The 26,493-nt window shown below is 36.0% G+C and carries 21 protein-coding genes; 8 read left to right on the top strand and 13 right to left on the bottom strand.

What is annotated here, in order from left to right:
* Nucleotide 1: 1 nt before the first annotated feature.
* Nucleotides 2–3,049, top strand: coding sequence for an efflux RND transporter permease subunit (locus C8N28_RS00250; RefSeq protein ID WP_132220376.1), 3,048 nt, complete (start codon nt 2–4; stop codon nt 3,047–3,049).
* On the opposite strand, the gene C8N28_RS00245 is transcribed toward C8N28_RS00250, so the two are convergent.
* Genes C8N28_RS00245 through C8N28_RS00210 form a run of 8 tightly spaced genes read right to left on the bottom strand, consistent with a single transcriptional unit; the run spans nt 3,046 to nt 12,287 of the window.
* Nucleotides 3,046–3,435 (bottom strand): DUF3037 domain-containing protein, encoded by a 390-nt coding sequence (locus C8N28_RS00245; protein ID WP_132220374.1) that lies wholly within the window; start codon nt 3,433–3,435, stop codon nt 3,046–3,048. The genes C8N28_RS00250 and C8N28_RS00245 overlap by 4 nt on opposite strands.
* Nucleotides 3,413–4,207 (bottom strand): HipA family kinase, encoded by a 795-nt coding sequence (locus tag C8N28_RS00240; protein WP_132220372.1) that lies wholly within the window; start codon nt 4,205–4,207, stop codon nt 3,413–3,415. The genes C8N28_RS00245 and C8N28_RS00240 overlap by 23 nt, the downstream gene beginning before the upstream one ends.
* Nucleotides 4,208–4,225: 18 nt before the next feature.
* Entirely contained in the window at nt 4,226–4,813 is a 588-nt protein-coding gene (locus tag C8N28_RS00235; RefSeq protein WP_132220370.1) for a DUF4202 domain-containing protein, read from the bottom strand.
* Nucleotides 4,814–4,840: 27 nt separating this feature from the next.
* On the bottom strand, nt 4,841–5,962 hold the full coding sequence (gene cfa / locus C8N28_RS00230) for a cyclopropane fatty acyl phospholipid synthase (protein WP_132220368.1): 1,122 nt from the start codon (nt 5,960–5,962) through the stop codon (nt 4,841–4,843).
* A 54-nt stretch (nt 5,963–6,016) separates the two neighbouring features.
* Entirely contained in the window at nt 6,017–6,310 is a 294-nt protein-coding gene (locus tag C8N28_RS13835) for a DUF6122 family protein (protein ID WP_132220366.1), read from the bottom strand.
* 21 nt (nt 6,311–6,331) lie between these two features.
* Complete coding sequence (locus C8N28_RS00220) at nt 6,332–7,579, bottom strand: cation:proton antiporter (RefSeq protein WP_132220364.1); 1,248 nt, start codon at nt 7,577–7,579, stop codon at nt 6,332–6,334.
* Nucleotides 7,580–7,613: 34 nt separating this feature from the next.
* Nucleotides 7,614–9,128, bottom strand: a complete 1,515-nt coding sequence (locus C8N28_RS00215; protein ID WP_132220362.1) for a SusD/RagB family nutrient-binding outer membrane lipoprotein — start codon at nt 9,126–9,128, stop codon at nt 7,614–7,616.
* Nucleotides 9,129–9,158: 30 nt separating this feature from the next.
* Complete coding sequence (locus tag C8N28_RS00210) at nt 9,159–12,287, bottom strand: SusC/RagA family TonB-linked outer membrane protein (protein ID WP_132220360.1); 3,129 nt, start codon at nt 12,285–12,287, stop codon at nt 9,159–9,161.
* 208 nt (nt 12,288–12,495) lie between these two features.
* Between C8N28_RS00210 and mgrA the strand changes: the two genes are divergently transcribed.
* The 3 genes from mgrA to C8N28_RS00195 all read left to right on the top strand — a co-directional run bounded on the left by mgrA (nt 12,496) and on the right by C8N28_RS00195 (nt 15,226).
* Nucleotides 12,496–13,524 carry an L-glyceraldehyde 3-phosphate reductase gene (mgrA, locus tag C8N28_RS00205; RefSeq protein ID WP_132220358.1) on the top strand — a complete coding sequence of 343 codons (1,029 nt, stop codon included), beginning with the start codon at nt 12,496–12,498 and terminating at the stop codon, nt 13,522–13,524.
* 98 nt (nt 13,525–13,622) lie between these two features.
* Nucleotides 13,623–13,994 carry a fluoride efflux transporter CrcB gene (gene crcB / locus C8N28_RS00200; protein ID WP_132220356.1) on the top strand — a complete coding sequence of 124 codons (372 nt, stop codon included), beginning with the start codon at nt 13,623–13,625 and terminating at the stop codon, nt 13,992–13,994.
* A gap of 38 nt (nt 13,995–14,032) precedes the next feature.
* On the top strand, nt 14,033–15,226 hold the full coding sequence (locus C8N28_RS00195; RefSeq protein ID WP_132220354.1) for a dicarboxylate/amino acid:cation symporter: 1,194 nt from the start codon (nt 14,033–14,035) through the stop codon (nt 15,224–15,226).
* Here C8N28_RS00195 and C8N28_RS00190 read toward each other — a convergent pair.
* On the bottom strand, nt 15,214–15,594 hold the full coding sequence (locus C8N28_RS00190) for an SRPBCC domain-containing protein (protein ID WP_132220352.1): 381 nt from the start codon (nt 15,592–15,594) through the stop codon (nt 15,214–15,216). The two genes, C8N28_RS00195 and C8N28_RS00190, sit on opposite strands and share 13 nt — an antisense overlap.
* Nucleotides 15,595–16,209: 615 nt before the next feature.
* Here C8N28_RS00190 and C8N28_RS00185 point away from each other — a divergent pair.
* From C8N28_RS00185 to C8N28_RS00170, 4 genes are all read left to right on the top strand, one after another.
* Nucleotides 16,210–17,928, top strand: a complete 1,719-nt coding sequence (locus C8N28_RS00185; protein WP_132220350.1) for an IlvD/Edd family dehydratase — start codon at nt 16,210–16,212, stop codon at nt 17,926–17,928.
* A gap of 35 nt (nt 17,929–17,963) precedes the next feature.
* Nucleotides 17,964–19,313: a GntP family permease gene (locus C8N28_RS00180; protein WP_132220348.1), complete on the top strand. Its 1,350-nt coding sequence runs from the start codon at nt 17,964–17,966 to the stop codon at nt 19,311–19,313.
* A complete protein-coding gene (locus C8N28_RS00175) occupies nt 19,314–20,147 on the top strand; it encodes a fumarylacetoacetate hydrolase family protein (RefSeq protein ID WP_132220346.1) in 834 nt (277 codons plus the stop codon).
* 125 nt (nt 20,148–20,272) lie between these two features.
* On the top strand, nt 20,273–21,853 hold the full coding sequence (locus C8N28_RS00170; protein ID WP_132220344.1) for an aldehyde dehydrogenase (NADP(+)): 1,581 nt from the start codon (nt 20,273–20,275) through the stop codon (nt 21,851–21,853).
* Between the two features lie 8 nt (nt 21,854–21,861).
* Here C8N28_RS00170 and C8N28_RS00165 read toward each other — a convergent pair whose 3' ends face one another.
* The 4 genes from C8N28_RS00165 to C8N28_RS00150 all read right to left on the bottom strand — a co-directional run bounded on the left by C8N28_RS00165 (nt 21,862) and on the right by C8N28_RS00150 (nt 26,464).
* Nucleotides 21,862–22,542 carry a pseudouridine synthase gene (locus tag C8N28_RS00165; protein ID WP_132220341.1) on the bottom strand — a complete coding sequence of 227 codons (681 nt, stop codon included), beginning with the start codon at nt 22,540–22,542 and terminating at the stop codon, nt 21,862–21,864.
* Nucleotides 22,543–22,671: 129 nt separating this feature from the next.
* Nucleotides 22,672–23,211, bottom strand: a complete 540-nt coding sequence (locus tag C8N28_RS00160) for a DUF2911 domain-containing protein (protein ID WP_132220339.1) — start codon at nt 23,209–23,211, stop codon at nt 22,672–22,674.
* Nucleotides 23,212–23,378: 167 nt separating this feature from the next.
* Nucleotides 23,379–24,593: an MFS transporter gene (locus C8N28_RS00155; RefSeq protein WP_132220337.1), complete on the bottom strand. Its 1,215-nt coding sequence runs from the start codon at nt 24,591–24,593 to the stop codon at nt 23,379–23,381.
* Between the two features lie 5 nt (nt 24,594–24,598).
* Nucleotides 24,599–26,464 (bottom strand): chloride channel protein, encoded by a 1,866-nt coding sequence (locus tag C8N28_RS00150; RefSeq protein WP_132220335.1) that lies wholly within the window; start codon nt 26,462–26,464, stop codon nt 24,599–24,601.
* Between the last annotated feature and the right edge of the window lie 29 nt (nt 26,465–26,493).

The following is a 26,493-nucleotide window of genomic DNA, read 5'->3' as shown; positions in this document are numbered from 1 at the left end:
GATGAATATTGCTAAATACGCCCTGAAGAACAGCCAATTTACTTTAATTATGGTTCTGTTGGTTATCATACTTGGACTGAGTACTATTTTAGGTATGCCACGATCAGAGGACCCGGAAATGAAGACCACCATGTTTCCAATTGTGGTATTATATCCAGGAACGAGTCCAAAAGATATGGAGGAGCTAATTGTAGATCCAATGGAAAGTGTATTATATGGCCTCGATGATATTAAGCAAATTAAAACTAACATCGTCAATGGCTTAGCTCTTATTTTTGTAGAATATACTTTTGAATCGGATGTAAATGATAAATATCAGGAACTTATTCGTGAGATATCTGCGCTACGACCTTCCTTACCTGAGGATATTTATTCTATTGATGTTCAACGTGTAGATCCATCCAATGTAAATGTCATACAGTTAGCCCTTATCTCTGAGAATGCATCTCGTGATGCATTAAAGCAAAAAGCAGAGGATATCAAGAAAGATCTTGAAAAAGTAACAGCACTTAAAGAAGTGGAAATTAGTGGATTATCAGACCAATTAATTCGTGTGGATGTGCAACCCGATCAACTTGCTAAAATGAATATATCATTAACGCAAGTTATGCAGGCTATTGAAAACGGGTCAGTAAACATTCCTGGCGGGAGTGTTATTGCGGGTGGTAAAACTTTTAGCATCAAGACTACCGGAAACTATCAGAAAATCGATGATATTCAAAATACAATCGTTAGCAGTAGTGAGGGGAAAAATATTCTATTAAAAGATATAGCACAAGTATATGCTGACTATGCTCCTGATAATCATATCACTCGTTTAAATGGTTACCGTTCTTTATTCATTAATGCAGCAATGAAGAAAGGTCAGAATATTACAGAAGTACAAAAAGAATACTTGCCTATTGTTGATCAATATAAAGAAGAATTGCCGGACAATATGGATCTTGTAATGAACTTTGATCAGGCAAATAATGTAAATAATCGTTTAGGTGGACTGGGGATAGATTTTTTGATTGCAGTTACATTGGTGATATTTACCTTACTCCCTTTAGGAAATCGCGCTTCTGCAGTTGTGATGATTGCAATTCCGCTGTCTCTATCGATAGGGATTGTTGCACTTAATTTATTGGGCTATAGTCTTAATCAATTAAGTATTGTAGGCTTCGTGGTGGCATTAGGCTTGCTTGTAGACGACAGTATTGTTGTTGTAGAAAATATAGAAAGATGGATGCGAGAAGGCTATTCGCGTGTTGATGCTGCTTTAAAAGGTACAGAACAGATTACACTAGCAGTTATTGGTTGTACAGCAACACTCGTTATTGCCTTTATGCCTCTCCTATTTATGCCAGAAGCTGCCGGAGATTTTATTCGTAGTATGCCAGTGGCAATTATATGCTCGGTTTTAGCGTCGATGGTAGTAGCGTTAACAGTGGTTCCATTTCTAGCAAGCAGAATTTTAAAACCTCATGAAAATCCGGATGGGAATAAAGTACTTCGCGTTTTCCAAAAAGTAATACATAGCACCTATGCCGTTTTATTGGATAAGGCTTTAAGGAAGCCATGGCAAGCTGTTGCTATAGCTATGGTTATATTTATTGGCTCGTTGGCTTTAATACCTGTTGTAGGTTTTAGCTTATTCCCTGCTTCTGAGAAACCGCAATTTTTAATCAACATTACCACTCCTCTTCAGTCAAATATCTATTATACAGATTCCATTACACGTCAAATTGAGAAAAAACTAGCTAGCATCGCAGAAGTGCAATATTACTCATCTAACGTTGGAAAGGGTAACCCGCAAATCTATTATAATGTAATGCAGGCAAATGAACGCAGTGACTTCTCAGAGATATTCGTTCAATTGAAAGAAGATACAAAAGCAAAGGATAAAATAAAACTCATTAACGAATTACGACAATTATGGACTCCTTATCCGGGAGCTAAAATAGAGGTAAAGGATTTTGAACAAGGAGTTCCTACCATCTCACCTGTGGAAGTAAAAATTCTGGGAAACAATCTGGATACACTACAGTCATTAGCAGCTAAGGTTGAAGACCTTCTTCATAATACAGAGGGAACTCTTTATGTACATAACCCAGTTCAAAACAAGAAAACTGATATCCGGGTGAAAGTCGATAAAGCAAAAGCGTTGGCATTAGGGGTACCAAGTTCTACTATTGATCAAACTATTCGGATGGCTTTAGCAGGAGTAGATATTGCAAATTTTAATGATCCATTAAATGACAATAATGACTATCGAATTCGCCTAAGTGTGCCTCGTGACTCTTATCCGGATCTGACAGTATTTAACAATATCTATGTAAATAATATTCAAGGAACTGCTATTCCATTAAGCCAATTAGCTAGCTTAGAATTAGAATCATCATCGTCTCAAATTAGCCACCTCAATAAAGTACGCACAGTTTCTGTAAACTCTTTTGTCCAAAACGGCTATCAAAACGATCAGGTAATTCAGCATGTTATTGATGAAATGGATAAGATGCCGCTTCCGGATAGCTATAGTTATATAATGGGGGGTGAAGTGGAAGCTAGAGAACAATCTTTTGGAGGCTTCGGTACTATTATCTTAACAACTGTATTTCTATTTATAGCAGTATTAGTGTTAGAATTCAAAACCTTTAAAAGTACATTAATTGTTTTATCGGTTATTCCACTCGGAATTGTAGGAGCCGTTATTGCTCTCCTATTAACGGGGAATACCTTATCATTTGTGGCAACAATAGGAATGGTGGCTTTGGCAGGAATAGAAGTTAAAAACACGATCCTGTTAGTCGATTTTACCAATCAATTACGCAGAGAAGGAATGGAACTAAACGAAGCGATAGAAAAAGCTGGTGAAATCAGATTTCTACCTATAATTTTAACAACCTTAACAGCAATTGGCGGATTGCTCCCTATTGCATGGTCAAGTAACCCATTAATTTCACCCCTGGCAATTGTAATTATTGGCGGATTAATTAGCTCTACACTTTTATCCAGAATTATAACTCCGGTAGTCTATAAATTGATGCCGCCTAAAATTCAGGACTAATATTCCAATACTAATTGTTTATGTAGTTTTAATAAGGTTTTTCCAGGTTCAACGCAAAAGCCTGGATGAACCTTTGAGCACTGTATAATCGTGCTCCTTGTTGCCGTAAGCCACCGAAAACGATCAGCAATGTCTAATATTCCTATTGGGCCAGCTTCTCTCCCACCTAAACATATTTTCTCCATAGCCCGTAAATTATTCTCGATCTCCTGCAAATCAAAAGATCGGGAAAAAGAATGAAGTCGTTTCTCATCCAATGTAAAAGCAGCTTCTAAAAAACGCTTCTTTTTGCAAAAAAGAATAACCCCGATGTTCAGAAACTCTTCTCTTTCCACCCGTGGAACAAAACGGATTACCGCATACTCATAAATGTGCTTCTCTTGCATTTTGGGCTTCATTTACAAAAATTTCTGAATGGGCAATTCTGGTCTTTAAAAATTGAGCATATACTTGACGATGCTCTTCTGCTGAAGTAAAAGGACTATCCGTGATTAACCATTTATCAGGAATTAAACTAACAATGGAATCGATTAATTCATCGGTCAGAATAGAACGAAACTCTTCATTAACAGCATCGAGTTCAGTAGCATAAGGTAATAAAACATGTTCTTTTATTTTGACAAATGGTCGCATTGCCTGCTCCTGCCAATTCTGCCAGGAATGATGAAAATAGAGTGCAGCACCATGATCTATCAACCACAATTCATTCTTCCAGAAAAGCATATTGGTATTTCGAGCTGTACGATCTACATTAGTTATAAGTGCATCTAACCATACAATTTTAGATGCTAGTAAAGAATCAACCTTAGCAACAAGCGGATCAAAAGTAATAGCTCCAGACAAATAGTGAAGAGCCAAATTCAAACCAATACTCGCTTTTAATAGATCTTGTATTTCTTCATCACCTTCTGTGCGCCCAAATGCTTCATCTAAGTTAGCGAATACAATTTCAGGAACTTTCAATCCCAATGCTCTTGCTAGTTCTCCTCCAATCAATTCAGCGATTAAAGCTTTAACACCCTGACCTGCTCCCTGAAACTTTAATACATACAAAAACTCATCATCAGCCTCTGCAATAGCAGGCATAGACCCACCTTCACGTAACGGTGTAACATACCGGATTACCTGAACGGTTCGAAGTTGAGGTTGATTATTCATTTGTCATAAATAGTAAGGTTAAGATATCTGTTCTAAAGCTTGCTTAATATAACTTAACCCTTCATCAGAATAATGGAGAGTTAATGCTTGTTCTCGGCCCTTTTCATCCATTTTTAGAAGAGATTTTCTAAGAATATTAACAATCTTTTCTGGTTCATATTTAGGGAAAAAATCTTCATACTGAAACTCTAGAAACACCAAACATAGTGCATTTTCAAGTGTTTGAACTTCCTTATCAACTTTAATTTTCTTCTTTAAAAGAAATTGTCTAACCCTATCAATCTGATCTTGTTTATATCCTACCTCTTTCATGATAGCCGTAGATTTATCAGCATGAAAAATAGCTAGATTACGTCTCCAATCTAAATAGCCAGTTTTTCCTTCAGGATATTGACTGCGAGGGATTTCCCAACGACCAATATGCTGGCTCCGCGAGGCTAATAGCAGCTCTTCACTTGGCTCTGGATCAAGCTTTAAGACCCATCCATATAATTGCTTGGCTAAGAAGTATTCTTCAGGAAAAACTTCTCCTTTATAAGTATAGCTTATAGGATCTTTCCTATTATAAGCATCGTATTTTTCAAAGGCTAATTCTAATTTATTCATCAATCGCAAAATAAGGAAAATATTGTATTATCGGACAGATTGATAAGCAATCCTACTATTTGGTTGAGAAAAAACTATTTGCCACACATTATTAGATTTCGCTCGAAAGGAAGCTGCAGAACAGGATAAGTAATAAACCCACATATTATAAAAACGTTGATCGTATTTGTCTTTCAATTGAGGCCATGCATCCTTAAACCTTCTTAACCATTCCATTAATGTACGATCATAGTGTAAACCGATGTTATGCCAATCTTCTACAATAAATTTTCCTTGTGTAGCTTGATCAATCTGAAAAATAGAAGGAATCATTCCATTCGGAAAAATGTACTTATCAATCCATGGATCAGACGTAATTGCTGACCGATTACCTCCAATACAGTGTAGCAGAAAAAGACCATCCTTCTTTAATATTCGCTGAACAGTATCCATATAGTCTTGATAATTCTTATATCCAACATGTTCAAACATTCCAATGGAAACTACCTTGTCAAATTCGCCTTCTAATGTCCTATAGTCTTGTACCCTGATTTCTACAGGTAAACCAGCACATATGCTTGTTGCTTTCTTTGCCTGTTCTTCAGAAATAGTTATTCCCAACACTTTGACTTGATATTTTTCTGCAGCAAAACGAGCGAAACCGCCCCAACCACAGCCAATATCTACAATAGACTCTCCAGGTTGTAATTTCAACTTTCTACATATAAGATCCAGTTTTGCTTCTTGTGCTTTGTCTAGTGTTGAAGCATTTTCCCAATAAGCACAAGAATAGATCATTCTGGAATCTAACATAGCTTCATAAAGTACATTGCCAATATCGTAATGTTTGTGGGCCACATCTTTGGATCGGGACACAGATTGAAGATTAAATATTCTGGCTTTTATCAATAACAGGGCTTTTTTAAGATCCCATTTTATATAATCTGCCAGGTTTGTAGAAATAATCCGATACATACATTCATCCAGTTGCTCACAATCCCATATTCCTTCCATATATGTTTCGCCGAGGCCGATGGAACCCTCTCTAAAAACCCGTTCATAAAATGCATCATTATGAATCGACATATCCCATGGTTGAGATCCATTTATCTCGATTCCTGCTTTTGATAATAACTGCTTAATAAAATCTGCGTAAAAGCTTTTTGCCATATTTCTTTAAATAAACTTACAAAAAATAGCTATGCTTCTATTTTATGAACAGCATTATATAAAGCAATCCAGAAAATCCAGAAGCATATGAATAACTAAGCCAATTCCAATAAGTCTAAATTTAGGAAAAAACAATAGAATAAAATAAAAAGGAATGATATAATAAGAATGGAGGGGATGATATCCAATACTACAACGCATTGGGTCATAAATTGGTACAGCCAGTAAATGATCCAAATCTACCAACATAGTAGCTATCATAATAAGAAAGGCTTTTATTTTGTAATCTTTATAAAAAAACCAAGCTATTATTGCCGGGACTAAGAAATGTAAAGCTATGTGTATCATATTTGTTTATCGAAAATGCTATTACTCATCGACTACGATCGATCTACGAGCAACTCTGCCGACTGTTAAGCCTTGAACCACAATTGAAAAAACGACTACAAAATATGTTATTTCCAAAAGAAGATTCTTGTATTCTCCATTGGCCATTGACAATACCAAAGCAATGGACACTCCTCCTCTTAAACCTCCCCAAACTAGCATTCTCATTGTATTTCGATTAAACGTACTCAAAAAGGGAAGGGCAAAAGAAGGTAGCCAGATAGAAATAAATCGTGCAAATAATACAACGAAGATAGCTGCTACACCTAAAATCCAGTGACCAAATAAATCAGGTATTAACAACAGCTCAAAACCGATAAACAAAAATAAGATAGCATTTAATACAGCGTCTATAAGCTCCCAAAACTTACCTACATAGTCTCGAATTACAACTGAACTGATGGCTCGTTTACCTACATTTCCTATGAATAAACCTGCCGCAACCATTGTTAAAGGACTTGATAAATGTAAAGCAGCAGCAACAAGATAACCACCCATTACAACTGACAAAGTTATTAGTACAGAAACTATATAATCGTTGGTTTTTCTTAATGCCATGGAAGCCGTAACACCCAATAAAGACCCCAATAGTAAACCACCGCCAGCTTCTTTTAATAGCAACCACGATATGGAAGAAAAGGAAATTACCATATCTTCTGTCTGTGCCAGTTGCAAAATAACTGCAAACAATACAACGGCTACTCCGTCATTAAAAAGTGATTCTCCACCAATCTTTATCTCCAGGGATTTCGGAACGTTTGCCTGTTTTAATATACCTAATACAGCAATCGGGTCGGTAGGAGAAATTAATGCTCCAAATAATAAACAGAAGATAAAGGGAAGTTCAATATTTAGCCATGGTGCAATGTAAAACATAATTCCACCTATTACAAAAGTAGAGATTACTACACCAAGAGTTGCAGAGGTAATAATTGGTTTTTGATATTGTTTAAGTTCAGCAAAGTTTACATGTAGTGCTCCGGCAAAAAGCAAAAAATTAAGCATCGCTCCCATTAATACTTCTGTGAAATCAAATTCAGAGATCATATTAAAGAAACTCAGGGTTGTCTTAGGAAAAACACTAATACCAACCACACGAATCATAACCGAGACAATAATTGCTATCAGCATAATGCCAATAGTAAATGGTAGCTTCATAAACCTATGGTTTATATAGGCAAAGAATGAAGCCAGAACAATTAAGATTGAAAAAGTATAGTATAATTCCATGCGATCAATAGACCCACAAAATAGAAAAAAAAATCTATTCTTTATCCCACCATACTCTATCCTTAGTCATTAAATCACTTCCTTGCGCAGCAGCATTATCGCCATTTGTTCCTCGTTCAGTTTCTGGATACATAAATCTTAATGGTCGACCTGTGATACCGGTTGCGGCAGTTCCTGGAAAATCTGGCAGCCCTAGCCTTCTATAATCATTCCATGCTTCAATGCTATTAACACTATTTAATGCTAACCATTTTTGTTCTATTATGCGAGCAATCTTTGCTGATGCATTATCAAGATTTACATTATTCTGGACATTATACTGTGCAAATTCAGAAGCCGGAACACTTAAATAGTTGAAAGATTCTTTAATAGCATCTTCATAAAAAGTCTTAGCATTTCCAGAAATCCATCCTCTTTGCGCAGCCTCGGCTTGAAGAAATAAGCTCTCAAATGAACTCAATAATACACTTGGTTGATTAAACTTTTTAAATAACCCTGTTGGATTGCCGTTATTCTCATTGGCTCCTTTAAAAGATGATGTGTTTTCTTCATCATATATAGGATTACCAGCATCTGGGTTACCAAACAGAACTCCTTTATACTCTCCATTAACTGCTACATACAATTTCTCTAAACGAGGGTCATTCCGTAATTCATATTGATCTAATAAATAAACTGTAGGTCTTATTATTCGGTAATTTGCTACAGCTGCACCTTGAACATTTCTATAATAGTTTTCCCAAAACGGATTAAGTTTTCCAGTAGAATTTAAATAGCCTGGATCTACGTATGCATTTTCACCAACACTTAGATATCCGCTACCCTCATTTTCAATTGTATTAATTTCAGCATTAATATAACTCTGATCACCAACTTCACTTTGGCGAATCAAAGCACGAAGTTTTATCGTATTACCAAACTTTGCCCATTGGCTTTTATTACCCTTAAAAATTATATCATCTGTCCGTACGCCTACTTCAGGTGAATTTTTAACATCCTGGATTCCTTCTGTGATTAAGTTAACTGCTTTTTGATAAACACTTTTCCCATCTTCATATTTCGGAGCTTTAAACTCAGTACCTTTAGCAGCTTCATCAAAGGGTATGTTATTATAAACATCTGCTAAACGTAAAAATAACCAGCCTTGCATGATCTTTGATGCTCCAATATAAAAACGGTCTCCCGAACTGAATGCCTCATCTTTAATAAGCTGAAAATATAAAATGTTATTGAAGCCATTTTCCCAAACAGGAACACCACCGCGCTGGTTGCGAATACTTGGTCCATTATAAGTTTTAAAATCATAGAACGAAGAATTCCCGTCGTTATTTGTCCCCCAATAGCCTCCAAAAAAAGCACCTATTTGATTTAGTTGAATAGTTTCCTGATTTACTGTGGATACAATGGCTGCGGGGAATTTAGCACTTAAAGGTAAAGTTGACGCACCAGGTGCATTCGGATTTTCATTTACATCCAAGAATTTATCGCAAGATGTAAGTGTAATTAATCCTACAAAAGTTAATATTAATCCCTTTTTTACATTTCTCATTTTGTCAAAATCTTTAATAATCATTTACATCTAAAACTTAACATTAACACTAAAACCAAAGGTTCTCATTGGAGGTATTTGTCGAAAACTGCTATACCCATCTGTATTATTATATAAATATTCCGGGTCCCCAATATCATTGTCTTTATGTCTAATGATAAACAGATTAGTACCTATAAGACCAATTGAAGCTTCGCGAATTAAGCTCTGATTAGCAAGAAGTGAAGCAGGTAGTGTATAGCTAATATTTAGTTCGCGCAATTTCAAGAAATCAGATTTAACAGCTGTGTTGCTTTGTATTTTCCCCTGTTCAGTCCAAAACTCTTTACCAGAATTAGATACGGGTATCGTATTAGGGCTATATGTTCCATCTTCATTCTTTACAACTGAATTTGGCCATACAAAAGCATTCTCTCCCCTACCATGAATTGCAGTTTCTGGATGCGTACCAAATTCATACATAGCAGGCACAACTTCTGAATACATCCATGCACCCCAACGAGCATCAAATTGAGCGCCGATGCTAAATCCCTTGTATTCGAACTGAGTATTTAATCCCAATAAGTAAGGAGGGATCAATGTTCCAAGAATTACATTATTGGTTGCTTTGATAGGATTTCCGTTTTCATCAACTACTACATTTCCTTTTTTCGAATTAATATATATAGGATCATTTTCAGTACTTGCTCCAGAAAGTACACCTTGATAGTCTCTTTCATAGTCACTTACCCATAGACTAGGATATTGTTCTCCAACAAAAGTATAGGATTGTCTAAAATTAGCTTTGTATCTTGTATCTGCGGCTTCGTATAACTCTTTAACGATATTTTTATTATAAGAAAAGTTAGCGCCAATATTCCAACGTACATTATTATTACGGATCAAATCGCCATTTACACTTAATTCAATAATGTTATTAGTTAAACGTCCTGCATTTACATAAGCTGAATTATAGCCTGACGATGTTGAAACAGGAGCATTAAATATTTGTCCATCAGAATCTGAGAATACATAAGCACCGTCAAAGTTTAGTCGATTATTAAACAAACCAAACTGAATACCAGCCTCAAATGAAGTTACAAACTCAGGCTTTATTGATGGATTTGGGTTTACAAGACTAGGCAAGAATCCTTCTAAGTTACCAAACGGAAAACCGTTAGACTGACTATAACTATTATTCAACTGATAAGGCGTAAGTGTAACATTACCAGTTCTATTCCAGGAAGAGTAAACCTTAAGGAAAGATATTTGAGGAGTGTTCTTAATAAAACTAAATGCATCGCTTGCTATAAAAGAAGCACTTACGCCAGGATAGAAATATGAATTATTCTCTGGACTTAAAGTTGAAACCCAATCATTTCGTCCGGTAAGTGTAACGAATAAATAATTTTTATACCCAACCATTAATTCTCCATAACCAGCTAAAGAACGTTGTTCTGTGATACTTGTTCCCCCGTCTAATTCTCCAACACGGCTATCTGGGTTAAGAATATCTGGGTAAAGCAAATTACTTGCACTTATATTATGTGATTTTCTGTAATCTGTTCTTAGGTTCTGTCCAAGAAGCAAACGAGTTGAGAAATCACCAAAATCTTTCTTGAAATTCAAGATTAAATCACTGTTAAAGCGTTGATAATTATTACTACCATCATTTACCGTACCGGTGGTATTATTAGCACGATTAGTTTGAAATTTACGTGTACTACTACGTGATTGATCATTCAAACTATACAAACCTGCTCTGTATAAAGCAGTAAACCATTCAGCGAATTGATATTCTAAGTCAATTTTTCCATTAATTATTTGTTGAGTACTCTCATCTCGTATATTATCAATTAAGAAATATGGATTTCTTAACCAACTTGCATTAGGGATAAAATAATTATTAAGATTTCCCGGAGAGTTAGGATCTTTCCAATCTTTTATTAAATCATAATTAAAATTAGAAGGCATACGGTATGCACCAATCCATGGCCCATCAGGTGTAATATCTTTTTCATTATTAATATAATTAACATTATAACCTGTCTTTAACTTTCCAAAATTCCGTGTCCCATTAAAACGAAGATTCAATCTGTCATTTTTATCCTTGGGTATAATCCCTGTTTGGTGAACATGCTGTGCAGAAAGATAGTAGGTACTTTTCTCATCGCCACCCGAAAAGGCAATATCATTTTGAACATTTATTCCGGTTTGAAATATATCTAATCGAGGGTCATCCTTGGCAGCAGAATAAAGTAACTCGGGTTGAGTGCCATTCGGCAGAACCGGCCCCCAGGGTCTCATTTCTCCATTAAATTTATCGCCCCATGATTCAAAGGTTTCAGGATTGTAATTTCCATTACTCCCTTGTCCGTAAATAGTTTGGGCTTTCGGTAACAAGTAAACATTTGAAAAGGTAGTAGTATTACTAAAACTTATAGACCCTCTACCCCTTTCTCCAGTTTTGGTAGTAATCATAATTGCACCATTCACTCCTTCAGATCCATATAATGCTGCAGCATTTGCACCTTTTAATACTGTTATATTTTCAATGTCATTGGGATTAAGTCTGCTAATATCCGGAACGGGTATACCATCAACTACATATAAAGGAGCATTTGGATTTCTTCCATCTATACCTGCATTTCTCTGTAATGAACGCGTTCCTCTTAATGTAATTTGTGCCGTTGGATCAACTTTACTATCGTACATATTGATACGTAATCCTGCAACTTTACTTGTTAGACCAAACAAAGGGTTAACTGCTTTACCTTGATTTAGAACTTCATTATCCACCAATTGTGCAGATGTTCCCAATTCCCGGGCTGAACGCTTAATACCCAATGCCCCTGTTATTACAACTTCAGTTAATTGTCGATTATCAACAGCGAGTTCTACATCAATTTCTCTATTATTTAAAGAAGCTTTTATTCCCTGAGAAACTAAACCAACATAAGCAAATACAAGAGTTTGCCCAACCTCTGCTCTAATTTGATAGCTACCATCAGCAGAAGAAATTGTACTAGCATTTGTTTCTTTGATAAGAATGCTTGCTCCAACTAGAGGTTGACCAGTTTCGTGATCATATACCTTACCATTAATAATGATTGTTTGACCAAAAGCTGAAATTGTAATTAAAAGAAAAAGAAGAATAGATAATAATTTTCTATGATCCATGTGTTATGTATAAATAATTAATAGTATTTAGACTATTTCTAAATAGTTGCGCAAAAATAGCTTTTGAAAATTAATTACACTTATGAAAAGCGGAATAGAATGTATGAAATACGGAAAATCTTTATGGCTATTTTTAATACATCCTCATAATCCTTAAGATAAATAATGAATAATTTATTACATTTATGCCAACCAAAATTTCAAGAAAATGACTTATCATCCTAAGAAGGAACGTTACGAAAAGATGCTATATAATACCTGTGGTAAAAGTGGCTTAAAACTGCCCGCCATTTCACTTGGTTTGTGGCATAATTTCGGCGACGATGCTTCTCATGAAAACAAAAGAGCCATTTGCCATACAGCATTCGATCTGGGCATAACTCATTTTGACTTAGCTAATAATTATGGACCACCTGCCGGAAGTGCAGAAACAGCCTTCGGAAGAATTTTAAAAGATGACTTTGCTAATCACCGCGATGAACTTATCATTTCATCTAAAGCGGGTTACGATATGTGGCCTGGCCCTTATGGAGAATGGGGAAGCAGAAAATATCTTATTGCGAGTTGTGACCAAAGCTTAAAGCGTTTAGGTGTTGATTATGTAGATATCTTTTATTCACACCGTTTTGACCCAAATACTCCTTTAGAGGAAACGATGATGGCTTTGGATCATATTGTACGTTCTGGTAGAGCACTTTATGTTGGTATCTCTTCTTATAACTCACAACGTACTCGTGAGGCTTATCAAATTTTAAAAGAGCTTGGAACACCGTGTTTAATTCACCAACCGAGCTATTCAATGCTGAACCGCTGGATTGAAGAGGATGGATTAGTTGATACTTTGGAAGAATTGGGAATAGGAAGCATTGTGTTTTCTCCATTAGCACAAGGGATGTTAACTACAAAGTATTTAAAGGATATTCCAGAAAATAGCCGTGCAGGTCAGCATAAGTCTTTAAATCCCGATTTTCTAAATGAGAAAAACATTGCTAACATTCGTTCATTAAACGAAATCGCAAAGGGTCGTGGACAAACTTTGGCACAGATGGCTATCGCATGGGTTTTAAGAAAAGGAAGAATTACATCGGCCTTAATTGGAGCCAGCCGTCCAGAACAGGTAATAGACTGTGCGAAAGCCATTGAAAATATTGAATTCTCTGAAAATGAATTAAAGGAAATTGACAAATATGCTGTTGACGGATCCATTAATATCTGGTCAAAATCAATAGAGAAATAAACAATTATAAGCCTGAAACCATCATGAATGCTTCTACTTGCTCATGCAAGAATAAACAGCAACTCATGATGGTTATTTGTTAATAGAAATAATATCTGATGAAAACACTATTGCTTATAGGTTCTGGAAGTTTTGTTGGTGGAGTGTTGCGATATCTGCTTTCACAGCTTATTCAAATTAAGACAGATTCCTCCTTTCCTGTAGGAACATTAGGTGTAAACATTGTAGGATGCTTTCTTATCGGATTAATCGTTGGTTATATCGATAAAGAAAATCTAGGAGTGGAATGGCGCTTTCTTTTAGTAACTGGCCTCTTAGGTGGTTTCACAACTTTCTCTGCCTTCTCTATGGAATCAATTAATCTTCTTCGAGAGGGTCAAATAGGCTTCGCCCTCTCCTATATAGCATTAAGTATTATCTTAGGTTTATCGGCAACCTTCTTTGCCTTTTCAATCTTTGGAAATAAATAGAGGATCTAAATAATCTTAATACCTCATTGTAAGAATCTATGAGAAATATAAAAATTGGTCTATTAGGAAAAGTAATACTCGCCATAGTATTCGGGATTGTAGCAGGATTAATCTTTCCGGATTGGATATCACGAATATTTATAACCTTCAATAGCTTATTTAGCAATTTCCTAGGCTTCATAGTTCCTTTAATTATTCTAGGATTAATTGCACCAGGCATTGCCGATTTAGGAAAGAGTGCTGGTAAGCTTCTTATTATAACATCGGTATTAGCCTATGGATTTACAATCTTTACCGGTTTTTTTGCTTATTTCTCTTGCAACATCTTCTACCCTTCTTTGTTAGGATCTATAAATACTATCCCTAAAGTAGACGATGCAGCTAAAACTTTAGAAGCCTATTTCACACTCGGAATGCCGCCTTTGCTTGATGTTATGAGTGCACTTATCTTATCTTTCATATTAGGACTAGGGATGGCCTTTATTAAAGGCGAAACTCTTAAAAAATCGATGGTAGAGTTTAAGGATATAATTATGGACGTTATTAACCATATCATTATTCCTATTTTACCAATTTATATCTTCGGTATATTCTTAAATATCACCGTTTCCGGACAGGTTGAAAGTATTTTATCCGTTTTCATAAAGATTATCCTCTTAATTTTTATTCTTACGGTTATCCTGCTATTGATTCAATTTAGCATTGCAGGAATCGTTGCTAAAGTAAACCCGTTAAAAGCATTAAGAAATATGATGACAGCATACTTAACAGCTTTAGGAACACAATCGTCGGCTGCCACTATTCCCGTAACTTATCAACAAACATTAAAGAACGGAGTAGATGAAGATGTGGCAAGTTTTGTAATCCCACTTTGTGCAACCATTCACCTTTCAGGTAGTATGCTCAAAATAACGGCTTGTGCCATGGCAATAATGATGATGAATGGCATGCCTATTGTTCCTGAAGTTTTCATAGGCTTTATATTTATGCTGGCAATAACCATGGTTGCCGCACCTGGTGTACCTGGAGGTGCTATTATGGCTGCTTTAGGTGTATTATCTTCAATTCTTGGCTTTAATGAAGAAGCACTGGGATTAATGATCGCACTTTATATTGCAATGGACAGCTTTGGCACTGCCTGCAACGTAACAGGAGATGGAGCAATTGCTTTAATTATTAATAAAATTTATAAGAAAGAGGCCAACAAGCCTATTGAAGCTTATTCTGAATAAAAATCTATAATAGAACCAAAATAGTCTGTATTCCAACCTTCTGTAATATTATCATAATCTTCGTCAGGGATATTGGTATGTATTAACTCAACAGATGTTCCTTGTTTATGCTCATGCAGCTTAATAGTAACAATTGAATCGTCACTTTCCTCACCGAAATACCATTGTTGAGCGATCTTCTTATTTTCTTCAAAAGCGATATTCTTTCCTACAATGCTCTCATCCCATAAAGAGAATTCAGTATCTGGCTCTGCAGACATCTGAGCTTTAGCCCCAGTCCACAATTCAATAGTAGGTTCAATGGTTAAAGCTTTGTATACTTCCTCCGGACTAGCCGGTACGATGTAATATTTTTTATAATCTTTCATTTTAATCTCTGGGGTACTTGTTCTCAACTGTATTATATTCCTTGTTATTTAGCAGCTTCTTCTGTGCTAAGAAAAAATCTGTAACTCAACACCCTTTTCCAATTCCAAATAGTATAGATATAAAATGTTTAAATAAGGATCTTCAATGGCGCTGTAATTATTTAAACGATTCTTTTCTTTTTACTAAAACAACACAAAATAGAAAAAAAAAGCGATGGATATCCTTTTTTAAGATAGATTACACATAGTGATCTGATATACAATATTTTATTCTAGGAATGGCAGTGGAGACAGGAGAAATGCTACGCATCATTTTAGCTAATTGAAGTAGATACAGTTAACAATGGCCTTGTAATACCCAATGTTATAAAGATTAAACTTTTTGTTTGGTGTATTATTTTTATATATTTACCCTTAACCAATTATAATCTTTCCCATAAATACGAAGATCTCTAATCCTCTTTAGGAATTTGGGGCTTATATGATATCTGTTTTATAAAACAATCATCATTATAAGAACCAATTACCCTTTGTTATATGATAGAAACACAGCCTAAACTAGCTTTAATGCTAGTATAGACATTATTTCAATTAATAATTTCATTTATACAACACATGAAGGATAAAAAATTAAGAAGTCAAGAGTGGTTTGGTGGTAAAGATAAAATGGGCTTTGTACATCGTTCTTGGTTAAGAAATCAAGGCTATCCAAATGATTACTTCGAAGGTAAACCCGTGATAGGTATTTGTAATACATGGTCGGACTTGACACCTTGTAATGGTCATTTGCGCGATGTTGCCGAAGTTGTAAAACGGGGTATTCTTGAAGCAGGAGGCTTTCCTTTGGAATTCCCCGTCATGTCATTGGGCGAAACCATCATGCGACCAACTACAATGCTGTTTCGTAATTTGGTAAGTATGGATACAGAAGAATCCATTAGAGCAAATCCACTGGATGGTATTGTGCTTTTAACTGGGTGCGACAAAACAACACCTTCAACGGTTATGGGTGCCTGTAGTGTGGATATACCAACAATTGTAGTGCCTGGAGGTCCTATGTTAAATGGAAGATTTAGAGGTGAAACCATTGGTTCTGGTTCTTTTAACTGGATGATTAAAGAAAAACAGAAAACACAGGACTTTGATGCCGAAGCAATGCAAGAAGCTGAAATTTGTGCAGCTCGAAGTATAGGACATTGTAACACGATGGGAACGGCTTCTACTATGGGAACAATGTGTGAAGCTTTAGGACTTACCTTACCTGGTTTCTCATCTATCCCAGCAGCAGATTCCCGCAAAAAGGTCATGCAACAATTGTCTGGCCGTCGTATAGTTGATATGGTGAAAGAAGATTTAACCTTGTCTAAAATCCTTACCAGAAAAGCCTTTGAAAATGCCATAGTAACCAATGCTGCAGTTGGAGGTTCAACCAATTTAATTATTCATTTAATTGCTATTGCACGTCGAATCGGTGTTAATTTAAAATTAGAAGATTTTGATAGTCTTGGAAGTCAAATCCCATTATTGGTAAACCTAATGCCTTCCGGAAAATATTTGATGGAGGATTTCTTTTATGCGGGAGGCTTGCCTGTAGTTATGAAAGAATTGGATGATTTATTACATCAAGATATTATAACAGCCAATGGAAAAACATTTAGAGAAAATTATGCTAAAGCCATATGCTATAATGATGAAGTTATTGCCAAAATAGATAAACCGTTACAAGAACATGCAGGTATTGCTGTTTTAAAAGGAAATCTGTGTGAAAATGGTGCCGTCATTAAACCTTCTGCTGCTACGAAGCGCCTGATGAACCATACGGGGAAAGCGGTTGTTTTTGAAAGTATGGAAGACTATCACCATAGAATTGATGACCCGAATTTAGAAATTGATGAAGATAGTGTTATAGTACTGAAAGGTGTGGGACCAAAAGGATATCCTGGAATGCCAGAAGTTGGCAATGTAGATTTACCAGAAAAATTGATTATGAAAGGCGTGAAGGATATGATTCGTATTTCTGATGGTAGAATGAGTGGAACTGCTTATGGCACCGTGGTGCTTCATATATCACCAGAATCAACGATTGGTGGAACTCTTGCTATTGTACAAAATGGTGATACGATTACATTAGATGTTGAAAATAGATTATTACAACTTAATATTTCTGATGAAGAGATAGCAAAACGAAAATTGGCATGGAAAGCACCAGAACCAATGGCTACAAGAGGGTATGTACGTATTTATTTAGATCATGTGGAAGGTGCCGAATTGGGAGCAGATTTAGATGTTCTTGTTGGAGGTTCGGGTTCGAAAGTTGATAGGGATTTGCATTAATTTAATAACCAATTACAAACTAATCAAATTAACCCATGACAATCATCTATTTAATAATCAGCGTATTGCTGATTATATTTATGACATCAAGACTAAAAGTCCACCCTTTTGTAGTGCTGCTTTTAGTAGCTATTCTCTATGGAATTCTTTCAGGAATGCCTTTAAATCAAATCATTGATTCCGTAAATAAAGGCTTTGGAAATACATTAGGCGGCATTGGAATGATTATAATTCTTGGTGTTATTATTGGTGCTTTTTTAGAAAATTCTGGAGGTGCTTATGCCTTGGCGGAGAAAGTATTGAAGTTTACAGGAAAGAAAAAAATCCCTTTTGCTATGAGCTTGATAGGGTGGTTTGTTTCTATACCTGTTTTTGCAGATAGTGGTTTTATGCTATTGGCACCATTAAATAAAAGCTTATCAAAAAGAGCTGGAATTTCTTTATCCGGAGCCGCCATTGCTTTAGCGCTTGGTTTAACAGCATCACACGTTTTAATCCCTCCAACACCTGGGCCCGTAGCGGCAGCTCATTATTTAAACGCCGATTTAGGGTTGGTCATGTTATTGGGAATCCCTATCAGCTTAGGTGCCTTGGCTATATCGCTTCTTTTTATCAAGAAATATGTTTCTAAAACCTATATTGATCCCAATCCGGAAATCTCTGAAGAAGACATAGCCATACAATTTAAATCCAGACCAAGTGCACTAAAATCGGTCGTGCCCATTTTTATTCCTATTATTTTAATTGTTATCGCATCAATATTAACAACAACTTTTGATTATAAAATGGAAGCTTATGAAACATTTCCTTTAACCATTAAAATCTTGTTATTCTTAGGAGAGCCTTTTATGGCTTTATTAATTGGAGCTTTTTTATCATTAACGCTTCCAAAGAAATTAAGCTCAGAAATGTTTTCCACCGATGGATGGATTGGCAAAGCCTTAGTAGCGGCATCATCAATTATATTAATTACAGGTGCAGGAGGTATTTTTGGTCAAGTATTGCGCGATTCAGGAATAGCAATCACCTTAGGAGAGACATTATCGGACATCAATATCAATATTTGGTTACCTTTCTTATTGGCGGCCGCAATCAAAACAGCTCAAGGATCTTCTACAGTATCTTTAATAACAACTGCATCTATATTAGCACCAATGATGGGGACTTTAGGTTTTGAAACTGAATTACACAAAGCCATGGTGGTTATTGCTATTGGTGCAGGATCTGCAGTAGTTTCACATGCTAATGATAGTTTCTTTTGGGTGGTTACTCAATTATCAGGCATGGATGTCAAAACTGGTTACCGTTTTCATACATTGGGAACCGCTGTTTTAGGGACATCATCAGCAATTTTATTATTTCTAACATACTTAATTTTAGCGTAAATGAAAATTTACAATACAACAAAAGGAATCTTAATTCAATCCGACAAATCGTTTTACTTAGTAAATGATAATTGGGATGATTTTTTTAATAATGATAATTTGTACGATAAAGTTCAAGATATTGTTAAGCAAAATTCATCCATTGACAATGCCGAAGACATCATAGCCAATCATTTATTAGTTCCTATGAAAAGTCAAGAGCTATGGGCAAGCGGCGTTACTTATTTTAATAGTAAATTAGGAAGGCAAGAAGAGAGTAAAGGTGCTGGCGGAGGCGACTATTATGAACGTGTTTACAATGCAGACCGACCAGAACTGTTTTTTAAAGCAACTATAAATAGAACGGTGCCATCGGGTGGAAAGGTAAACATTAGAAAAGATTCTATATGGGATGTGCCTGAACCGGAATTAACATTAGCCATTACATCTTCTGGTAAAATAATTGGTTATACAATTGGTAATGATATGAGTTCCAGGAGTATTGAAGGCGAAAACCCTTTATATCTTCCACAAGCTAAAACATACGATGCCTGTGCTGGTTTAGGTCCATGTATTTATTTAACAAATGGAGCTCTTCCTTTAAGTACTGAAATTGCCATGAAAATCAATAGAAATGGACAAACGGTTTTTGAAGGTACCATCGAAATAAATAAGATTAAACGTAAGTTTGAAGATTTGGTATCATACCTCTATAAAGAATGTTCTTTTGCCTATGGAAGTCTTTTGATGACTGGTACGGGTATTGTTCCAACAACTGCTTTTACATTACAAAGTGGCGACGAAATTAATATTTCAATAGCCCCTATAGGTACTTTAGTAAACTATGTAAGATGACACTAATTAAAGCTAATAGGAACTGGTGCCCACAATGGAAAACATTGGAGGAAGTGTACTTCCAGAAGCCTTAAAGTGGTTATGGTCTGACCTTAAAATAGAATAAAAATTATAAAACTTACAAAATGATATTGACAGGAAAAAATTATATAGCGGGATTAATTTCATCAAAAGGAAAAACAACATTTAAAGCCATCAACCCTTCCAATGCTACGGAGTTAGAAACAACATTTCATGAGGCAACTATAGATGAGGTAAATGAAGCCGCCTTAAAAGCTCATGAAGCATTTGCTATATATCGCAAGAAAAGCGGAAAGGAAAAAGCGTTGTTTTTAGATGCCATTGCTGATGAAATATTAAATCTTGGAGATGATTTGATAGCACTTGCTTCTGCAGAAACAGGTTTACCTATAGGTAGAATAACTGGTGAACGAGGCAGAACCATGGGACAATTAAAATTATTTGCGACAGTTTTGCGTGAAGGCTCTTGGGTTGATGCCAGAATAGATACGGCGCTGCCAGATAGACAACCATTACCGAGGGCTGATATTCGTTATATGCAAATAGCTTTAGGTGCTGTAGGCGTTTTCGGAGCTAGTAATTTTCCGTTGGCCTTTTCGGTTGCAGGAGGAGACACCGCATCGGCTTTAGCTAGCGGTTGCCCTGTTGTTGTAAAGGGTCATCCTTCACATCCTGGGACTTGCGAATTGGTGGCTATGGCCATTAATAAGGCTTCGGAAAAAACCAACATGCCAAAAGGTGTTTTTTCAATGGTACAGGGCGCTTCCGTGGAAGTGGGCATGGCTATTGTAAATCATCCTCATATTAAAGCGATTGGTTTTACGGGATCTACCAAGGGAGGAATTGCTATTTTTCAGGCGGCTAATAATCGAGAAGAGCCTATTCCAGTATATTCTGAAATGGGAAGTACAAATCCTGTTTTTATCTTACCTGAAGCATTGAAAACCCGTTCTGAAGACATTGCTAAAGGATTAACTGGCTCTGTATCATTAGGGGTTGGACAGTTTTGTACAAACCCTGGTTTAGTATTTTTGAATAATGACGAAAACCTGCAAAACTTTCAGAAACTAACAGCAAAGCACTTTGAAGAAACAGAAGCAGGCACCATGTTGAATAAAGGGATTAAGTCTGCATTTGATATTGGCATTCAACATTTAGCAAGTAATAAGGTTGACGTAAAATTATTAGCGAAAGGCAAATCCAGCTTAGAAGGATTTAAAGGAAGCGCACATTTATTTGAAACCACGGCTAAAAGCTTTATTTTAAGAGATTCTTTAGAAGAAGAAAACTTTGGACCATCAACCATAAGTGTTATTGCAGATTCTAAAGAAGAATTGTTGGCATCAGCAAAAAAGATGAAAGGCCATTTAACGGCTACACTTTTCGGAACTGAAAACGACTTAAATAATTATAGCGATTTAATAGACATTTTAGAACAAAAAGTTGGCAGGTTAATTATTAATGATTTCCCTACGGGTGTTGAAGTATGCCATGCGATGGTGCATGGAGGCCCATTTCCCGCGACTTCAAACAGTCGTTCAACCTCTGTTGGAACGGCAGCTATATATCGTTTTACACGCCCGGTATGCTATCAAAGTTTTCCTGAGGACCTATTACCAGAGGAGTTAAAGAGCGATAACCCTTTAGGTATTATGAGATTATTTAATGGTGACTATAAAAGATAAATATTCTTTTAATTCCAATCCATCAAATTCATCACCCTTTTAAACTCACCTTGTACAGGTGCTGAAATACGAACATCTTGTTCAGTTATCGGGTGTTTAAACTTCAGCGAAGAAGCATGTAAAAGCATGGTTGTCATATCCCATTGTTCTTTAAAGAAACGGTTTTGTTTATTACAACCATGCTTACGATCACCTATGATGGGATGAAAAATATGTGCAAAATGCTTTCTTAATTGGTGCATTCGCCCGGTTGTTGGCTTAGCTTCTATTAATGAATATCTTGAAGTTGCATGCTTGCCCAATGGGATTGCCAACTCTGCCCGCTCAAGAGTTTTAAATTTGGTAAATGCTTCTTGCATCATACCATTTTCTTTCAAAAGGGGATAATCAATTTCCATTTGATCAGGCGAATAGCCTCGTACAATAGCAAGGTATTCTTTCTCCACCTCTCCTTTCATAAACTGTTGATGCATTGCAACTTCTATCTCCTTATCTAAAGCAAATAATAATACCCCTCCTGTCTTACGATCTAAACGATGAACCGGGCTAACATATTTACCTATCTGTGTTTTTAAAAGTTGCAGAGCAAATTCTTTTGCGTCCCTGGCAATAGACGAACGATGTACCAATAAACCATGCGGTTTATTGATGGCGATTAAATATTCATCCTGGTAGACTATTTCTAACATTTAATACTTTTCTACGAAGATAGGGATTAAAGCCATTTCTCTAAACAAGAATCGCCGTGTTATTTATGATAAAACAACACGGCGATCTATAAAGATTAAGAATTGATAAAGACTAGCAGTTCTCCATAATTATTTAACCGAAACTGGTATTGTAAGGTTATCCCATGATAAAGAAAAACCATTAGTATTAAATTCATAAACCAATCGTTCATGCATAGTGCTGCTTTTAGCCGGCTTTACTGAAGCAGTAAGAACATCTTTGCTTCTATCCAGGTTTGCTTCGCCAGTTCTTTGTATTCCCCATTGTCCGGTTTCTGAATTCAGAATAACAGTCCAGCCATTATTGGCAGTTGGAAGCATAAAAAGAGTATATTTTCCAGCAGGAAGGTTTTTGCCTTCAACTTGGATTGGTGCAGTGGTTTCTAATATTGTAGCTTGATTAGCTCCTGCTCTCCATACTTTATCATAAGGAACTAAACCTCCAAATATCTCTCTTCCTTTTACCGCAGGACTACTATAAGTAATAGTTACTGTTGCATTTCCAAATTTCCCAGTAGCAGTAGCAGCCGGACTTGCAGGGGGTTGATTATTTTGAGCGAAAAGAAATGCTGTACTCATTAATAAGAACAACATGCTCATCAGTGATTGTTTTAACGTGAAAATTTTCATTTTTTAGACTTTTAATTGTTAATAGATAGGTTAATTCTTAATTTATCATTAGCAGTTCGCATTAGTCCAAAAATAGTCATAAAGATGAATAAAATCACTCTATTTAGTATACTGATAGAATTGTTACAAAAGAGAATCTATTCGTTCAAGGGAAAACTCTTCTTAGTTTAATATTCTAGATAATTTAAATCCTTATTAAAACTTTCCTTGAGTTTACTCAATGCAAAGATTGCAATGGCTGTTAATAGAAATATCATGATATACCCAGAAGTTATTATTCCATATCTTGATACAAAAACTTCAAACAATAATGTACTTGGAATTAATGCTCCACGTACAAAATTAGGAGCAGTTGTTGCAACAGTAGCCCGTAAGTTGGTACCAAACTGTTCTGAAGCAATTGTTACAAATGTAGCCCAATAGCCTACTGCTAAACCCATAAAGAAAGCTATCCAATGAAATCGCTGTTCAGTTAACCCTGCACTACTTAAAAACCAAACCGAAGTTGCTATGATTCCTAACTGAAAAAGGAAAACCACCAATCTTCTCGATTTTGTTAATTGAGCCAACAAACCGGCAAATATATCGCCCAATGATATACCAATATAGGTAAATACAATGCCCTTACCTGCGCTCAGCACATCTGTTGCTCCCAAAGCTTTACCAAATTCGGGTGCCTGTGTGACAAAAATCCCTACCACAAACCAAATGGGCAAACCTATGAGTAAACAATACAGATATCTTAGAGAACGCTCTTTTGAGTTAAACAACATGCTGAGCTTCCCTTTTTCTACCTTCTTGCTAACAACACCTTTATATAATCCAGATTCAAAGGTACCAAGTCTTAGAACAAGTAATATTAAACCAATTCCTCCTCCTACAAAATAAGCATTTCGCCAGCTAAAATATTCAGCAACATAAAATGCCAAAATAGCTCCCAATACTCCTACTCCAGCTATAACCATCGTTCCATAGCCACGTTTGTCTTTATGCATACTTTCACTAACCAAAGTAATGCCTGCACCTAATTCACCAGCCAAACCTATACCTGCTATAAATCGGATAATAGCATAGCTATGAATATCATTTACAAAACCATTCGCAATATTGGCTAAAGAATACAATAAAATAGAACCGAAGAGCACTTTTATTCTTCCGAACTTATCACCTATAATACCCCATAAAATGCCACCCAAAAGCAATCCGCCCATTTGCATATTAAGCACATATTCACCATTTGTTCGCATAGAATCTTCGGGAATACCAATATCATGGAAACTCTGAATCCGGACAATAGAGAAAATGACAAGATCATAGATATCTACAAAATAGCCTAGAGAAGCTACTATAATCAAAAAGACAACTCCCCTATTATTTTCCATAGAATTTACCTTTTAAATCCCTTTTTACTTTTTACGAGCATTCTATAACCACTCCTTTTCAAACTAATTGGCCGTTGAAGTTGTTGATCGGCATAACGAGCTTTACGGTAAGCTGCAAACACTAATGTTGGAGTTAACAAACCAATAGACTGTGTTTTATTATCACGATTTACTACAGGAATTAAATCAGTATGATAACGATCCATCATTTCGACAGCAAAGCTTAATTGACTCTCCGGATAAATATAAATGATCTTCTTATCCATCAAGGCTTCAATACTCACATTTTCATCCAATTCATTTTCTCGCAAATCCTTTAATTTTAAGGTACCAGCCAGCTTCCCCTCATTATCCTTTACAATCAATACATGACGATCAGGACGATTTAAAGATACCCATTTTTTAACATCAGCAATACTCTGATTCAATGATATTTGTGGTTCCAAATACTCCATTACTTCTCCAACATGCATTTGCTGTAAAACATCAGGCTCGTAAGCATCAGGAGTTAATATTCCTCTACGTTGAATCTTCTCTGTCATAATTGTTCCTTTCATTAAGAAAAAAGACACAAAATAAGCTGAAGTACAAGCTCCTAGTAAAGGAAGTAAACCATGAGGTTGCATCGTAACTTCAAAAGCAAAAACAATTGATGTTAGTAATGCACGTGCTGAACCGGCAAACATACTTGCCATACCAATTAAAGCACAGGTAGGTAAATTAATATCGCTCTCTGGAAAAATATATTGAATAACCATTCCTAAAGCCAATCCTATCGCTCCACCTATAGTAAATAAAGGAGCCAAAGTACCGCCAGAAGTACCACTACCTAAAGAAATAGACCAGGAAATAAACTTCAATACTCCCAATCCAAATATCATTTGTACAGGCAAATTTCCTGTTAATAAATCAGAGATATTAGAATATCCTACTCCCATAGTATAAGGAGCGAAATAACCTACTACACCAATTGCAATGGCACCAATAGCTGGCCACCACATCCAATGTATAGGAAGTTTCTCAAACCAATCTTCTATTAAATAAATACTTTTAGAAATAAGGGCTGCCAGTACACCAATAATCCCCCCTAATGTTACATACCACATTAAAGCCTGGTAGGTTGGTGCAGGAATGTCGGGCATTCCAAACATCGGCTCTTGTCCAAACATTAACAAATGCATCGCAGCACCTGTAGCACAAGCCAATGCAACCGGAATAATAGAACGTGGTGAAAATTCAAAAAGCAACAACTCAACAGCCAACAAAACAGCCGCCACTGGCGTTCCAAAAATAGCTGCCATACCTGCAGTAGCACCAGCCGTAAGCATAATTTTACGCTCATTCGGCGTAATTTTCATAATTTGTCCGGCAAAAGAACCCAAAGCTCCACCGGTTGAAATGATAGGGCCTTCAGAACCAAATGGACCACCCGAACCAATAGAGATTGCTGCAGATAGTGGTTTTAAAATGGTAATAATAGGTTTAATTTTACTTTCATTGGTTAATACCTGCTCCATGGCCTCTGGAATTCCATGACCACGAATAGCTGTAGAACCCAATTTAGCCATAACACCCACAATAAGTCCACCTATAACCGGGATTACAATAACCCATAATCCCAATGTATTACCGGCCGGAGTAGTTTCTTCAAATGAAAAATTTCCATAAAAGAAAAGATTAGTAATAAGATGAATCAACTCAACAAGCAGCTTCGCAATGAAGCCAATAATTATAGCATTAAAAACTGCCTGTGCACTTAAATAAAGAACCCGTTTAGAAACTGAAGGTGGTGTATCAATAAACTCTTGATCATTAAAGCCTAGAGAAGGAGCTATCGGGATGGGCTCCCTTGTACCTTTACTTTTTCGCATTTAATTATGTTTTCGACAAAAGTATTGTC

The organism is Albibacterium bauzanense (assembly GCF_004339765.1).
In the GTDB taxonomy this organism is placed as follows: domain Bacteria; phylum Bacteroidota; class Bacteroidia; order Sphingobacteriales; family Sphingobacteriaceae; genus Albibacterium; species Albibacterium bauzanense.
This window is presented reverse-complemented; position numbering and strand designations above follow the sequence as displayed.

What these genes read in the sequence shown, in the direction of transcription:
- C8N28_RS00190 (WP_132220352.1), bottom strand. Translation starts at nt 15,594, where the DNA reads ATGAAAGATTATAAAAAATATTACATCGTACCGGCTAGTCCGGAGGAA.
- crcB (WP_132220356.1), top strand. Translation starts at nt 13,623, where the DNA reads ATGAAAACACTATTGCTTATAGGTTCTGGAAGTTTTGTTGGTGGAGTG.
- C8N28_RS00165 (WP_132220341.1), bottom strand. Translation starts at nt 22,542, where the DNA reads ATGTTAGAAATAGTCTACCAGGATGAATATTTAATCGCCATCAATAAA.
- C8N28_RS00235 (WP_132220370.1), bottom strand. Translation starts at nt 4,813, where the DNA reads ATGAATAAATTAGAATTAGCCTTTGAAAAATACGATGCTTATAATAGG.
- C8N28_RS00195 (WP_132220354.1), top strand. Translation starts at nt 14,033, where the DNA reads ATGAGAAATATAAAAATTGGTCTATTAGGAAAAGTAATACTCGCCATA.
- cfa (WP_132220368.1), bottom strand. Translation starts at nt 5,962, where the DNA reads ATGGCAAAAAGCTTTTACGCAGATTTTATTAAGCAGTTATTATCAAAA.
- C8N28_RS00215 (WP_132220362.1), bottom strand. Translation starts at nt 9,128, where the DNA reads ATGAGAAATGTAAAAAAGGGATTAATATTAACTTTTGTAGGATTAATT.
- C8N28_RS00155 (WP_132220337.1), bottom strand. Translation starts at nt 24,593, where the DNA reads ATGGAAAATAATAGGGGAGTTGTCTTTTTGATTATAGTAGCTTCTCTA.
- C8N28_RS00160 (WP_132220339.1), bottom strand. Translation starts at nt 23,211, where the DNA reads ATGAAAATTTTCACGTTAAAACAATCACTGATGAGCATGTTGTTCTTA.
- C8N28_RS00220 (WP_132220364.1), bottom strand. Translation starts at nt 7,579, where the DNA reads ATGGAATTATACTATACTTTTTCAATCTTAATTGTTCTGGCTTCATTC.
- C8N28_RS00185 (WP_132220350.1), top strand. Translation starts at nt 16,210, where the DNA reads ATGAAGGATAAAAAATTAAGAAGTCAAGAGTGGTTTGGTGGTAAAGAT.
- C8N28_RS00245 (WP_132220374.1), bottom strand. Translation starts at nt 3,435, where the DNA reads ATGCAAGAGAAGCACATTTATGAGTATGCGGTAATCCGTTTTGTTCCA.
- C8N28_RS00250 (WP_132220376.1), top strand. Translation starts at nt 2, where the DNA reads ATGAATATTGCTAAATACGCCCTGAAGAACAGCCAATTTACTTTAATT.
- C8N28_RS00180 (WP_132220348.1), top strand. Translation starts at nt 17,964, where the DNA reads ATGACAATCATCTATTTAATAATCAGCGTATTGCTGATTATATTTATG.
- C8N28_RS00175 (WP_132220346.1), top strand. Translation starts at nt 19,314, where the DNA reads ATGAAAATTTACAATACAACAAAAGGAATCTTAATTCAATCCGACAAA.
- C8N28_RS00210 (WP_132220360.1), bottom strand. Translation starts at nt 12,287, where the DNA reads ATGGATCATAGAAAATTATTATCTATTCTTCTTTTTCTTTTAATTACA.
- mgrA (WP_132220358.1), top strand. Translation starts at nt 12,496, where the DNA reads ATGACTTATCATCCTAAGAAGGAACGTTACGAAAAGATGCTATATAAT.
- C8N28_RS00240 (WP_132220372.1), bottom strand. Translation starts at nt 4,207, where the DNA reads ATGAATAATCAACCTCAACTTCGAACCGTTCAGGTAATCCGGTATGTT.
- C8N28_RS13835 (WP_132220366.1), bottom strand. Translation starts at nt 6,310, where the DNA reads ATGATACACATAGCTTTACATTTCTTAGTCCCGGCAATAATAGCTTGG.
- C8N28_RS00170 (WP_132220344.1), top strand. Translation starts at nt 20,273, where the DNA reads ATGATATTGACAGGAAAAAATTATATAGCGGGATTAATTTCATCAAAA.
- C8N28_RS00150 (WP_132220335.1), bottom strand. Translation starts at nt 26,464, where the DNA reads ATGCGAAAAAGTAAAGGTACAAGGGAGCCCATCCCGATAGCTCCTTCT.